Source organism: Halocynthiibacter namhaensis, assembly GCF_000812685.1.
In the GTDB taxonomy this organism is placed as follows: Bacteria; Pseudomonadota; Alphaproteobacteria; order Rhodobacterales; family Rhodobacteraceae; genus Halocynthiibacter; species Halocynthiibacter namhaensis.
In genome coordinates this window covers 99,664-113,195 of the sequence record NZ_JWIF01000040.1, presented here as the reverse complement: position 1 = coordinate 113,195, position 13,532 = coordinate 99,664, and the positions used below count along the sequence as shown (strand labels likewise).

At 52.6% G+C, this 13,532-nt stretch carries 11 protein-coding genes; 3 read left to right on the top strand and 8 right to left on the bottom strand.

The annotated features are described in order from the left end of the window. From hfq to dusB, 8 genes are all read right to left on the bottom strand, one after another. A complete protein-coding gene (hfq, locus tag RJ38_RS06560; RefSeq protein ID WP_039018073.1) occupies positions 1-237 on the bottom strand; it encodes an RNA chaperone Hfq in 237 nt (78 codons plus the stop codon). A gap of 181 nt (positions 238-418) precedes the next feature. Further along, on the bottom strand, positions 419-1,939 hold the full coding sequence (locus RJ38_RS06555; RefSeq protein ID WP_039018072.1) for a TrkH family potassium uptake protein: 1,521 nt from the start codon (positions 1,937-1,939) through the stop codon (positions 419-421). 2 nt (positions 1,940-1,941) lie between these two features. Next, the gene (gene trkA, locus RJ38_RS06550) at positions 1,942-3,318 is read right to left on the bottom strand and encodes a Trk system potassium transporter TrkA (protein WP_039018071.1); all 1,377 of its coding nucleotides are present in this window, start codon (positions 3,316-3,318) and stop codon (positions 1,942-1,944) included. Positions 3,319-3,436: 118 nt separating this feature from the next. Further along, positions 3,437-4,846 carry a nitrogen assimilation response regulator NtrX gene (gene ntrX / locus RJ38_RS06545; protein ID WP_039018070.1) on the bottom strand — a complete coding sequence of 470 codons (1,410 nt, stop codon included), beginning with the start codon at positions 4,844-4,846 and terminating at the stop codon, positions 3,437-3,439. Positions 4,847-4,853: 7 nt separating this feature from the next. Continuing rightward, a complete protein-coding gene (locus RJ38_RS06540) occupies positions 4,854-7,124 on the bottom strand; it encodes a sensor histidine kinase NtrY-like (protein WP_052245241.1) in 2,271 nt (756 codons plus the stop codon). Positions 7,125-7,235: 111 nt separating this feature from the next. Then, complete coding sequence (locus tag RJ38_RS06535) at positions 7,236-8,780, bottom strand: response regulator (RefSeq protein ID WP_039018069.1); 1,545 nt, start codon at positions 8,778-8,780, stop codon at positions 7,236-7,238. Continuing rightward, positions 8,781-9,899 carry a two-component system sensor histidine kinase NtrB gene (locus RJ38_RS06530; RefSeq protein WP_039018068.1) on the bottom strand — a complete coding sequence of 373 codons (1,119 nt, stop codon included), beginning with the start codon at positions 9,897-9,899 and terminating at the stop codon, positions 8,781-8,783. Further along, on the bottom strand, positions 9,892-10,881 hold the full coding sequence (dusB, locus tag RJ38_RS06525; protein ID WP_039018067.1) for a tRNA dihydrouridine synthase DusB: 990 nt from the start codon (positions 10,879-10,881) through the stop codon (positions 9,892-9,894). Before dusB ends, RJ38_RS06530 begins: the two co-directional genes overlap by 8 nt. 215 nt (positions 10,882-11,096) lie before the next feature. Between dusB and RJ38_RS06520 the strand changes: the two genes are divergently transcribed. The 3 genes from RJ38_RS06520 to RJ38_RS06510 are packed head-to-tail and all read left to right on the top strand — an operon-like array spanning position 11,097 to position 13,299. Further along, entirely contained in the window at positions 11,097-12,290 is a 1,194-nt protein-coding gene (locus tag RJ38_RS06520; RefSeq protein ID WP_039018066.1) for a bifunctional 2-C-methyl-D-erythritol 4-phosphate cytidylyltransferase/2-C-methyl-D-erythritol 2,4-cyclodiphosphate synthase, read from the top strand. Between the two features lie 17 nt (positions 12,291-12,307). Continuing rightward, positions 12,308-12,811 (top strand): phosphatidylglycerophosphatase A family protein, encoded by a 504-nt coding sequence (locus RJ38_RS06515; RefSeq protein WP_039018065.1) that lies wholly within the window; start codon positions 12,308-12,310, stop codon positions 12,809-12,811. Beyond that, positions 12,808-13,299, top strand: coding sequence for a CinA family protein (locus tag RJ38_RS06510; protein ID WP_039018064.1), 492 nt, complete (start codon positions 12,808-12,810; stop codon positions 13,297-13,299). Before RJ38_RS06515 ends, RJ38_RS06510 begins: the two co-directional genes overlap by 4 nt. Positions 13,300-13,532 lie beyond the last annotated feature (233 nt).

Sequence of the window (13,532 nt, the reverse complement as noted above, 5' to 3'; positions counted from 1 at the left end):
TTATTCTTCTTCGCCTTCATAGAGACTGATCGGTTGGGACGGCATGATTGTAGAAATTGCACCTTTGAACACCAACTGTGATTGCCCGTCGCGACGTAGCAACACACAAAAATTGTCAAACCAAGAGATAACCCCTTGAAGTTTAACACCATTAATCAGGAAGATGGTCACAGGCACTTTGGATTTGCGCACATGATTCAGGAAGGTTTCCTGGAGATTTTGCTTGTCGGCAGCCATAGGTTTTTACCTTTTTATTTTTCTCGCCGGCCTAGCATCAAGCAACATGTTGATACGAAAGGCACATATTTCTGGTCGTTACGGCACACGCACAGGAAGCGTTTTTGCCACATGTTGCAATTCAGCCTGAAAACAACGTGATATGCAACATACTTTTACAGTTTTTCTTCACAGGTTCGTGCTATCGGCGCCAGAAACCGGGGTTCAGCAGCGCGATAACTGCAAGGGTTTCCATACGCCCAAGGACCATGGCGGTTCCCGCAATGGCTTTGCCAATCCCTGACATATCGGCCCAAGACAGCGGCTGGTGCATCGCAACGCCAGGCAATGGGCCGGTGGTCGACAGGGAAGAGACCGCAAATATGAACGAGGTTTCAAAGTCCAACCCCGTCAGCGCAAGACCCAAACTGGCCAGCGCAATACTAACGGCCATAAGCATGAAAAATATCCACGCCATATAAGCCCCCTGACGCCCAAGGTGGCGTGAGTTCTCGCCTGAACCAGAGACAATATGCGGATGAACCAAGGTTTCCATTTCCTGGACGCCGTGGCGATAAAGCGCAAATACCCGCAGTAATTTCACGCCGCCAGCAGTTGTTGCGACCCCCCCACCCACGGTCGCCAATCCCACCATAATCAATCCCGGCGTGGGAAGCCCAGACCACCCGCGCGCATCTGACCACGCGGTGCTTTCAAAGCCAGTGGTGGTTAGAAAGGACAAAACCGTAAAAGCTGCGCCCCAAAATGCGTTGAATGCCGCAGTGGTGTTTTCTTGGTCATTAAATTCGAATGCCCCCCACCAATGGCGTAGGAACAACAGTGTTGGCACCGCAAGAACCAGCAAGATCCCCATGAGGAATTCTGGATCAGATGACAGACGTGTCAGGCTGTTACGTTGTGTTTCTGGTGCGAACGTAAGGCGTGAAATCGCGAAGAACAAAAAGATGAAAATCAACGCTTCGCTTGCAAAACTGTTATTGCCACCTGCAAGCCCCCCGACCGGTGATATCCCACTGGTCGAAAGCGTTGCCATCGCGTGGCAAATCGCGATGAAGGCGTTCTCTCCGCTGACGAATAGAAAGAACGCGAGTGCTGCGGTTAAACCGCCGTAAATCGGTGCGAGATGTGCCGCATGATGGGACAGTCTTTTTGCCGGAGACGCCTCGCGACCGATCCAGTTGAAGTAATTTCCGGTCCGACTAAGTCGGGATCGTGCAGTGACTTCAAAACCACCTAAATTCAGCGGCGCAAGGATCGAGATTGCAACAACCCAGATGAAAAAACCGCCCATCCAGCCGACAAGACTGCGCCAAAAATGCAGAGTTCGTGACAGGCGGTCTGGATCGTCAAACAGCGTTGCTCCGGTGGTCGTGAAGGCGGATAACATCTCAAAATAGGCGTTCAGAAAGGCCGTGTTGCGCAAGGATTCGTAGAATGGAACCGCCAACATGATGGGCAACAACGTCCAAGCACCAGCCAAGGCCAGAAGGTGACTTTGCAACACGGATCGGGATTTGTTGTGTTCCGTGGCGATCGCGATCAAAGCGGTCAGGATCAGGAACAAAATGCCGCCGTAAAGGAACACGCGGGCCTCGCGACTGTCGTTAAAATATACGCCAACCATGGCCACCGGAAACATCAGTAACGATGCGATCCCCATCAGGATGACCATAAACGGCAGGGATAAAATGCGTGTCATCATAATTAGAAGAAATCAACCGAGACCTGCAGGAGCCTCTCAACCTCTGAAACATCTGCAGACATCGCAAATAACACAATAACGTCGCCTTCATCAATGCGGGTTTTTCCGGTTGGGCGTTGCACATTGTTTCCTTTGCGCAACGCGCCAATCAACACCCCCTCAGGAAAGTCGATATCCCGGATGCTGTGGCCACAAATCGGTGATGTTGAAAGAACTTGTGCTTCGATAATCTCGGCTTCGGCATTGCCAATCGAATAAATCTCGCGCACGCGCCCATGCCGAATATGTCGCAAAATTGAGCTAACGGTGGTGACACGCGGGTTGATATACGCATCAATTCCAAGTGGTTGCATCAAAGTTGTCAAGGTTGGGTCATTGATCAAGCAGACGGCCATTGGGCAGCCTTCGGCCTTTGCACGCACCGAGGTCAACAGGTTCACTTTATCGTCGTCGGTCACGGCAAGGATCGCGTCTGCAGATGAAATATTCGCTTCCGCCAGCAAATCGGCGTTCATACCATCGCCGTTTAATACGATGGTTCGCTCTAGGGCGTCAGCAGCGATTTCCGCGACCTCCCGGTCCATTTCAATCATGCGTGCGCGGACCCGGCTTTTGTCCTGTTCCAAAGCATGCGCAACCGCAAGTCCAACATTGCCACCACCAACGATCACCACGCGTTCTTGTTTGCGCGATGATTTACCAAAAACATCCAACGTACGGGCAAGATCGCTTTGCAGTGTGAACAGATAGATCTCGTCACCCGCGAACAGCTGATCCCCCGCTTCTGGGGCGAATAATGTGCCTTCACGGCGCACCCCCACAACGGTCGCGGCGAGCGTCGAAAACAGATCCGTTAGCTGGCGCAATGGCGTGTTTAGAACCGGGCAATCTTCATCAAGGGTGATGCCAAGCATATCCACAGCGCCGTCAAGGAAGCTTTCGCGATCAAACGCGGATGGTGCTGACAAACGTTTAAGCGCCGCTTTCGCGACCTCACGTTCCGGGCTGATCACAACATCAATCGGCATGTGATCACGCCGGTATAAATCAGAATAAATCGCGTCCAAATAGGACTGACTGCGCAGTCGAGCGATCTTACGAGGGATGGCAAACACGGAATGGGCAACCTGGCAAATCACCATGTTCACCTCGTCCGAATAGGTCGCCGCGATGATCATGTCAGCATCGCGCGCCCCTGCCCGCGTCAAAATATCAGGATATGACGCGGAACCATAAATACCCTGTACATCCAGTGTTTCTGTTGCCCGATGCACAAGTTCTGGGTTGTTATCAACAACCGTTACATCATTGTTTTCACCTGACAAATGACGTGCAATTTGCCAACCGACTTGCCCTGCTCCGCAGATGATAACTTTCATGTCTCATTCCTTTGTGCACAGCAGATCCCTGCCCGTTTCACAGGCATATCACCCCACGACAGTAAGCAAAAGCCTCGTCGTTTCGTTGGCAAAGCTGTCATAACTGATCTGCCCAAGATTACTCGGACAGCTCATCTTCGCTTACATGGGCAACACGTGCCCCTGCTTTGCTTGAAGTGACCACATTTAGGGATTTCAATTTACGGTGCAGCGCGGAACGTTCCATGCCGACGAAATTCGCAGTTTTGGAAATATTGCCGCCGAAACGGTTGATCTGCGTCATCAGATATTCACGTTCGAACAACTCACGGGCTTCGCGCAATGGCAGTGTCGCCAAGGACCCAGACAGGATTATACGCCCGTTATCGGCAGGCTGATCCGCGCTTTGGGGCAGTTCAGAGGGCGTGATCTCGCCAGTGTTTTCACCAAGAATAAGAATGCGTTCCAGCAGGTTTTTCAACTGTCGCACATTTCCCGGCCACAGGCTTGTTTGCAACAAGGCAATGGTGTCGTCCGACAGCGTGCGTAACGGGAGGCCTTGACTCGCGTTTAGGCGCGCAATGAAATAATTGGCCAGTTCGGGCACGTCTTCGCGACGTTCTTCCAGCGATGGAACCACAATCGGCACAACGTTCAAACGATGGTAAAGTTCTTCGCGGAACGTTCCGTTTTGGATTTCCATCTCAAGGTTTTTATTTGTGCTCGACACAACGCGTACGTCAACCAGAACCTCTTGAGATCCCCCGGTACGAACGAATTTCTGATCGACCAAAACACGCAAAATCTTTGACTGCGTCCCCACAGGCATATCCGCGATTTCGTCGAAAAACAGAACCCCACCATTGGCTTGTTCAAGCAGGCCTTGCTCAATGCTGCCGTCGGGATTTTCATGACCAAATAGCACCTCTTCCATCCGGTCAGGCTCAACCGAGGCCGAGTTCACCGAGATAAAGGGCGCATCACTTCGGTTGGATTCAGAGTGGATATAACGGGCTGCGATCTCTTTTCCTGATCCCGCAGGTCCAGTCAACATCACGCGTCCGTTCGATTTCGTCACTTTGTCGAGCTGTGATTTCAGGGTTTTGAACGCCGTACAGGACCCGACCATTTCGTCAACGCTGTCGTCTTGGCGCTTCAATTCTTGGTTTTCATGACGCAATTGCGAGGCTTCCATCGCGCGACGCACAACCACCATCAACTGATCAATATTGAAGGGCTTTTCAATGAAATCATATGCACCCTGTTTGATCGCGGCGACGGCAATTTCAATATTGCCGTGACCCGAGATAATCACAACTGGGATGGTTGGGTTTTCCCGTTTGATGGTCTTGAGGATATCAATCCCATCCATATTGCTGTCTTTCAGCCAAATATCCAACACCATCAATGCTGGCGGCTGTTCTTCCACCAATTTCATACAGTCATCGGAATTTCCGGCCAACCGGGTGGAATATCCCTCGTCCTGTAGAATGTCGGATATCAACTCGCGAATGTCACGTTCATCATCCACAATAAGAATGTCGCTCATAGGAACCTCATCTGTTTGTCTCTTTTTTTGACGCCGCATTTCCGGCCAGTGGAAGGCTTAGAATTGCCATCGCACCTTGGTGTGTGCAGCCGCTGAATTCATTCGCATCGGTCAGCACAAGTGTGCCGCCGTGCTCTTCAATTATCTTTTTCACGATCGGCAGACCTAGGCCCGTTCCGCTGTCACGTGTCGTCACGTAGGGCTCAAACAATCGAGACCGATCTTCTGGCAGACCATTGCCATTATCACTAATCTGAATCTGAACATGATCCGCTTCACGCATTATCTCAACATGTACGCGTGGCTTATAACCGGAGGTGGCACGCCCATTTTCCACAAAGGTTTCCGTGGCTTCACCGGCATTTTTTATCAAGTTTGTAAGCGCTTGCGAGATCATCGTATGATCAATCATGATCTCAATCGGGTCGCTTGGAATGTCAGCCGTGATTTCGACCTGTTCTTGCCCGGCTTGTTGCAGCGTGACAGCGTCGCGCACCAGCGTGAGAACATCTGTCTCACGACGAACGGGTTCTGGCATGCGTGCAAATTGCGAAAACTCATCAACAATGCGTCGCAGATCACCCGTTTGGCGGATAATAACATCCGCCAATTGCCCCAATGTGTCACTGTCATCCTGCGCCAATTTGGGTTGATATTTCCGTTTCATGCGCTCAGCTGACAGCTGAATGGGGGTCAGTGGGTTCTTGATTTCATGGGCAATGCGCTGTGCAACATCCCCCCAGGCGGCCATCCGTTGCGCTGCAACTAGATCGGTCACATCGTCAAAGGCCAACACATAACCTTCGCTTTCATCCCGGTCGTTCCGACGCACCGCCATTCGAACCAGAAGATGTTCCTGTTTGCCATCACGCGTGACGCGAATTTCGTCTTGGACCACATCGCGGCCACTGTCGCGCAGCTGGTCAAATAGTGACGAGAACTCAGGAACGGCGACAGCAAGCGCATCCGGTGCGGCATCTTCTGCGTCACTAGGGTCCATAGATAAAATACGGGTCGCGGCGCGGTTCACAAAAGCAATATGCCTATCACTGTCGAGACCAATAAGCCCCGCCGTGACCGACGACAAAACAGAGTCAAACAACCGACGTCGACGTTCAATCTGTCGGGTGTTTTCGACGAGGTTTTCGCGCTGCCCCTGCAACTGCGTGGTCATTTGGTTGAAAATGCGACCAAGCATAGCGATTTCATCATCACTATCGATTTCGCGCACATGAACATCAAAATCCCCGGCACCCACCTTTTGGGCGGCCGCAGCCAACTGGCCCACTGGCCCCGACAGACGTTCCGCAAACCACAGGCCAAGCCAAATCGCGGCCAAAATCATGATGACGGAAAACCCAAGGTACAACAGACCAAATTCGAACAACAGCCGGCCTCGATCGCTTTCCAACTGTTGATAAAGCACTGCGGTTTCGCGCGTGTCATCCAGCAATGCGAGAAGTTCGCCGTCAACCACACGGCTGACGTATAGGAAATGATCGGGATAGTTGCGCAAAGCTACTAAGGCGCGGAATTCGTTATTTTCCCAATCCTGAATAACAGGTACTTCATCCGTCAGCGCAATTTCCAGCACTTGTGGGGGAATGGGTTCAAAGTCGAACAAATAAGATTGATTGCCCCGACTGCGCAACTCACCGTTACCACCGACAACAAAAGCTTCTTTCAACCCCCGCTGCACTTGCGCCTGCCCACGCGACAATACCGCTTGTATCTCGCCGTCCGACAGCAACACGCCGACGCGCCGACGTTCGTCTTCAAGAAAACGCCCCAGCGCACGGGCATCGCGTGTCAGATCACGGCGATGTTCTGCTTCATATGCTTCGGCAGCCCCAAGGGACGTGCCAATGACGGTCCGCACCCGTTCGGAAAACCAGCCCTCTAGGCCAAAATTAATGGTAAGGGCGGCAAAAACCGCAACCAACACAGTGGGAAGAAGGGCAACAAGGGCGAAAACCCCAGTCAGTCTAAGGTGTAAACGAGACCCCGCAGATTGCGCACGCCGCGCCGAGATCATCTGCGCAATGCGCTGCAAGATCATTGTCGCAATCGAAAGGACATAGATGAAATCAAGCAAAAGAACAGGACGCAACCATCTATCGTTGCTTAGAACCTCAAGTGGGCCCAACACAAGAAATGTAATAATTGCCAGAATTGGGCCAAGAATAACCAACCCAAGCGTCGCAATGGTTTGCACCTGACGTCGCTTGCGCAGTTTGTTCAATCTCTCCAGCGTTGCGCGTTTGCCCCGCAGCCGCATATTCAAACCCTATTCATGATGGGTCATGCAGGTAGATCCCACATGACAACCGCATAGACCAAAGGCTTCCATGGTAACAATGAAACTTTTTGGCCACTCTCTGTTGCGGTATTACATCATTTTCCGACCGCGTGTCACGCGAATATCGAGTCCGGTAAGCTTCTTGCGCAAGGTATTGCGATTGATCCCCAGAAGTTCGGCACATTTTGCCTGATTTCCTTGGGTTGCCTCTAAAGCGATTTCGAACAGTGGGATTTCCACCTCTTTCAGGATCCGCTGATACAATCCGGGCGGCGGCAAAGAATCTTGGTGCAAATCAAAGTACCTACGCAAATGATACCCCACGGACTCTGCCAGTTTCTCTCTCTGTGGCGCGGGTTGCTCGGCGTAATGCGCTGGGGGCGCAAGCCCCGTCGATCCAGGCGAAACATTGCCGACACCGGCCACATTAGGCATCGCGTCGCCTGCAACCATGGCGCCCCGATCCCCCATGTAGCGATCCAGTGGCAGTTTCAACGTCAATCGCACATCAACATCTGTGATGATCGTGCCACTGCTGACGGCGACCAGCTGCCGAACCACGTTTTTCAGCTCGCGCACGTTTCCAAGCCAAGGGTGTTGACGCAACAAGGCCTCCGCCTCAGGTGAGAAAGCACGCGCGGTTCCGTTGCTTCGTCCAAGCCCTGGTCCACGTTCATCGAACTCGTCGCTGCTGAGGAATTCTTGCGCAAACACCAAAATATCAGAGGGGCGCTGCGCCAAATTGGGCACATGCAATTCGATCCCTGCGAAGCGGTAATATAGATCCTGGCGGAGCTGCCCCGATGACATCACCTGCATCAGGTTCTTCTGACTGGTCGTCACAATGCGCGGCGCAGTGTTCTGGGTTTCCGCCCCCATTCGCCCCAACAAACGGTTCAGGCGTGTCTGTTCCTCATCGGAATAATCGGCGGGGTCCTCAATCACCAATGTGCCGCCTGCCAGTTTGGCCAAAAGCTGGTCTTCATTTTCCTGCCGCCCCAGAAGGCTTGGGTCCAACACAGCCCAATTCCGATTGCGCCGCTCCCCCAGCTGATGCACCGCACGCGCAATTTGGGTTTTACCGCATCCACTGTCGCCGGTGATAAGCACCGAGATATCAGAATTCATAACGCGTGCGATCGTCTGATAGATGTGCTGCATTTCGGGTGATCGGCCAGACAAGGCAAACTCGGCGCCATCCGTGCGTTGAGGCATCACATCCATAGGTGCGCTCGTGGCCGCCGCAGACGCAACGACCGATGTAACCTGACGGGTTTCTTCCAATGCACGCGCGGAACGACGCATAAGTTCAGGAAGATCAAAGGGTTTTGGCAGGTAATCCCAGGCTTCAGCTTCGGTGGCACGAATGGCGGTCATTACGGTGTTTTGCGCTGAAATCACGATAACCGGAAGACCCGGGCGCAATTCTGAAATACGCGGGATCATTTCAATACCGTTGCCGTCAGGCATGGCAACATCCGTAATCACCAAGTCCCCGCGTCCCTCAGCCACCCAGCGCATCAATGTCGTCAAAGACGAGGTCGCGTGAACCTGCATCCCTGCCCGCGTCATGGCTTGGCTCAGAACGGTTCGGATTGTGCGATCATCATCGGCGATTAAAACTGTGCCATCCATTTATCGTTCTCCTTCTTTGGGGTTCGCCACAGCTGCGGCGTCATCCATGGGTGCGACCGGCAAGGAAACCCTGAAACTGGTTTTTCCAGGGCATGACGTCAGGCGTACAAGCCCGCCATGTGCCTCAATAATATGACGAACCAGCGGCAAGCCAAGCCCGGTGCCATTGACCCGGCCCGATACAAATGGATCGAAGACCTCGTCGTTGATATGCGCGGGAATACCGGGACCATTATCAATCACCTCAACGTGAAGCGGCAGGTTTTCCACGCTTCCATCTTGGTTTTGACGACGCAAGCCCTGTTCATAGAAACTGCGCAACACGATCTGTGGCACATCCGTGTCGGGTGCACGTCCAAGCGCCTCTGATGCGTTTTTCAGCAGGTTCAAAAACACCTGAACCAAACGGTCACTGTCACCAAAGGTCATCGGCAAAGAAGGATCATATTCCCGCTTGATCTCGATGCCGGTTGCAAAGCCAAGACTGGCGGATTGAACCGCGCGATCCAGCACATCATGCAGGTTGACAGATAATGTTTCTGGCGGCTGCAAATTGCCAAAGTCTTCGACTTGTGACAGCAGCTTTACTATTCGTTGGCATTCCTCAACGATCAAATCTGTCAGTTCCTTCGTGTCACGATCCGGCGACATTTCAATAAGTTGCGCCGCGCCTGAAATCCCCGCGAGTGGGTTCTTAATCTCATGCGCCAACATATCAGCCATGCCGACAGCAACCCGCGCAGCACTGTCTGGGCTGGAAATAATATGAGGCAGGCTTTCGGTTTCATCGGGTTGAAACACCAATATAAAATCAGCGCCAACCCGATTGATTTGCAACCGACAAAAGATCGAAGACCTGTTGCGAAATGACAGACGCAGATCATTCACAGCGATTGATGGCCGCCCGTCTGAGAACCGGGCCAGCAAATCTGAGACTGACGGCGCAATTTCCATGATTTGATCTGGATTTGCATTCTGAAGGCCGCGTTGGGACTGGTGAAAACAGGCCTGCGCCGCAGGATTGCTTCCGATGATCTGCCCCGCTTCATTCAACATCAACAAGGGCAAAGGGAATATGTCCCAAAGATCACCGTGGATCACGGATGGTGTCTCAGCCATGTGGCACCTCACAATGGTCCGCAGACATCGCATCAGGCAGCAGATCTATCACCGCATTCGGATCGCGTTCTGTCAACACAGCGCGGCGCAAATCCATGGGCGTATGCGCTTGATCCATGTACCAACCCAAATGTTTGCGCGCGGTTCGGTTTCCCAGGTCTTTGCCATAGAATCCCAGCATGTCTTGATAGTGACCAGAAACCATCGCCGCGAGGTCGGCCCCCACAGGAACTTTGGGGGCTGCGGTCCCGAACAGCTGTGATGACACTTGGGCCAAACGCCAAGGTTGCCCCTGAGCGCCACGACCGATCATTACGCCATCGCCAGAAGAAAGTCTCATTGCATCAATGGCATCTTCTGCATTCTTAATGTCACCGTTGGCAATAACAGGAATAGAAACTGCGTCTTTCACCAGTTTGATCGCAGCCCAATCTGCATGACCTTTATAGAATTGACAGCGGGTTCGACCATGAATGGTGATCATCTGAATGCCCGCGCTTTCGGCCCTTTTTGCAAGCTCTGGTGCGTTCAATAAAGCGTCGTCCCACCCAAGCCGGGTTTTCAATGTGACGGGCAAAGACGTTGCCGCGACGACTGCCTCAATCAAGTGCAATGCGTGATCAAGATCTTTCAACAAAGCCGAGCCAGAATACCCATTCACGACCTTCTTTGCAGGGCACCCCATGTTGATATCGATGATCCGCGCGCCATTGTCTTCAACAACTTTCGCGGCTTCTGACATCCAATGGGCCTCGCGTCCGGCCAGTTGAACTGCGGTGTTGGCAAGTTGAAGTCCAAGCTCTGCCTTTTCGCGCACGCCTGGTTTTTGCTGTACCATTTCTTGGCTTGCAACCATTTCACTGACAACCAGTCCAGCACCAAACCCAGACACGAGATTGCGAAACGGTAGATCTGTGATCCCCGCCAACGGCGCCAACAGCACCGGAGCTTCAACAGTTATATCGCCGATTGTAAACGTCACAGTTCATCCCTTCCGCCCGTCAAGACCACTCTGCCCCCATCTGAGGCAATCACCCACTAACGCAAATACCTAGAAACACCACAGTATGCATAATTTTAATGCAGTGACGACAGTTCTTGCACAATAATTGTGCGACACATGGAAGCCGATTGCCCCGCGCGTTCAAAATGCCTAAAGGTAATGCATAGTTTTTCGACAACGACAGCGGCCCTAGGATGCAGAACCAAAAAACCGCGGCGATCATCGTTGCTGCAGGCACTGGCACCCGCGCCGCCTCGGGCCGATATCGTATATTGCCGAAGCAATATCAAACACTTGCATCGAAGTTGGTGATCGATCACAGTTTGCTACAATTTGCCCAACACCCGGATATCGATCATATCGTCCTGGTTATACGCCCGCAAGATCGTGAATTTGTTTCGACCGAAGTTACGTTGCCAGACAACATCCCTGTTCAGATCGTGGACGGCGGCGCTGAGCGTGACCAATCCGTAGGTGCAGGTTTACAGGCCATCCCAGACGAATTTAGTCGCGTTTTAATTCATGACGGCGCGCGCCCGATGCTTACATCTACTTTGATTTCTAGGGTTTGCGACGCATTGAATACATCTGCCGCCGCCGCACCAGCGGTGCCCGTCACTGACGCATTATGGCGTGGCTGTGATGGGGTCGTGCGGGAAACGGTTGATCGCAGCGGCCTGTGGCGCGCGCAAACCCCGCAGGGATTTCACCTTTCGGTGATCCGTGCGGCACACGCCAATAACACAACCATTGCCGCGGATGATGTCGAAGTCGCCCGGGCAAATGGCGTTGAAGTCCAAATCGTTCTGGGCGATGAAGATAATATCAAGATCACCCATCCCCAAGATTTTCGGCGTGCCGAGACCTTATTAAGCAAAGCAAAGGACGAACCGATGGATATTCGTGTTGGCAATGGCTATGACGTGCATCGTTTTGGCCAACGTGATGACGGCGCAAATGATCACGTCGTGATTTGTGGCGTTAAGGTTCCCCATGATCAGGGCATGCTTGGGCATTCTGATGCAGATGTAGGTATGCATGCCCTGACGGATGCGATCTATGGGGCTTTGGCCGAAGGCGATATTGGCCAGCATTTTCCTCCGTCTGACATGAAATGGAAGAACGTCGAAAGCCATATATTCCTATCACATGCTGTTGAATTGGTTGCTAGAAAAGGGTTCTCGATCAGCAATATGGATTGCACCCTTGTCTGCGAATTTCCCAAAATCGGCCCCGTCTCCAACGCAATGCGGGAACGCTTGGCCGAGATCTGCGGCATTGACGTTGATCGCGTTTCAGTCAAAGCAACAACTTCAGAAAAACTTGGTTTCACAGGGCGCGGCGAAGGCATCGCAAGCCTTGCAACGGTTTCCTTGATCAAACAATAAGATAAGGTCCAACACCCATGCAAAAATTCATTGCCAGATCAATCGCGGTCTTTTTTGGCGCGGGCCTAATCCGCCCCGCACCCGGCACTTGGGGGTCATTGGCGGCCATTCCAGCGGGATTGGGTCTGCATGTGCTTGGCGGGCCAGTCTTGCTGGCGATTGGGGCTTGTGTGGCCTTTTTCGTTGGCTGGTGGGCGACGCTTGTGTCAACGCACGGACAGGATGATCATGACCCATCAGAGATCGTAATTGACGAGGTCGCCGGACAATGGATCGCCCTTATCCCTGTTGCAATTGGTGCAACCCATTCCGGCGCATCGATCTTGGCCCTTTGGCCCGGTATTCTGACTGCCTTTGCCGCATTTCGGTTCTTTGATATCCTCAAGCCAGGCCCTGTTGGTATGGCGGATCGGCGACATGATGCGTTCGGCGTGATGCTGGATGATGTCATTGCCGGTATTTTGGCCGCATTCGTTGTTATGGGGGCCGCTTGGATCAGTCACGGACTGATCGGCGTATGACAAACGCCTCAGACATTGACGCAATACTGCGACTTGCAACAGAACAAAACCTGGTGTTGACCTGTGCAGAAAGCTGCACCGGTGGCATGGTGGCTGCTGCCCTAACCCATGCACCTGGATCATCAAAGATGTTTGAATTTGGTTTCGTGACCTATTCAAACATGGCCAAGATCAAGCTGTTGAACGTTGCGCCAAGCACCGTTGATACTTTCGGCGCGGTCTCTGAACCGACCGTTCGTGAAATGGCATTGGGGGCGCTAGCACAATCCGGGGCGGATATCAGCGTCGCGATCAGTGGGATCGCAGGGCCTGGTGGGTCAGATCACAAACCAGAGGGGCGCGTGTGTTTTGCCCTGGCTCGGCGTCAAAAACATGCCCCAGCTTCCGTATCCGCCGAAACCAAAGAGTTCGGCGCCTGTGGTCGCGACAAGGTACGCTTACGTGCACGCGACTATGCCTTACGGTTGTTGCGCTGTGAACTGGCCTAACCGCACGTTTCTAAGGCAACTAAGGCCAAAAACTGCACATAAATTATGCAAAGACCAAAAAACGCTTGGCATTCTCATACATTCTGGTCCTTCATAGAGAAACGAACAGTGTGTGGTGAATTTCAGCGGTTGTTAACGCTTTTTCCGACTTCATCGGATCCTCTCCTGCCATATAATCTATCGTCACTTATGCGCGTCTCGACGTTCCGTCGGCCCTTCTCTCTCTCTTGGGC